A 321-nucleotide genomic window follows, 5' to 3' on the forward strand; every position below is an offset into this window, starting at 1 on the left:
CGGTCGAGCCATTGTTGTAGACGTCGTTCGCTGGCGTTTCGAAGTCGACGCTGCCCTGGGTCTTGCCCGCTTCGACGGTGATGGTCTGGCCATTGGACAGGGTTACGGTCACCGGAGTCTGGGCTGGGTTGCTCAGCGTCACGGTGTAGGTGATGACGCCGCCTTCAGTCACCGATGGAGTGGCCGTCAGGGTGGCGGTGGTGTTGTCGACCGAGTCGTTGATCGTGGTCTGGGCCGGCGTCGGGTTCGGCGTCAGTTGCTCGAAGTTGCCGCCGGTGGCGCTTTCGATGGTTACGCTGACGGTCGAGCCATTGTTGTAGA

1 protein-coding gene is annotated in these 321 nt (G+C 62.3%); it reads right to left on the reverse strand.

Annotated features, from left to right (window positions below; all coding sequences use genetic code 11):
- Positions 1 to 321 (reverse strand): immunoglobulin-like domain-containing protein (locus tag IRZ77_RS26720; protein WP_196174643.1); only part of this gene is annotated, 321 nt, incomplete at both ends.

Source organism: Pseudomonas pudica (assembly GCF_015680405.1).
Classification (GTDB): domain Bacteria; phylum Pseudomonadota; class Gammaproteobacteria; order Pseudomonadales; family Pseudomonadaceae; genus Aquipseudomonas; species Aquipseudomonas pudica.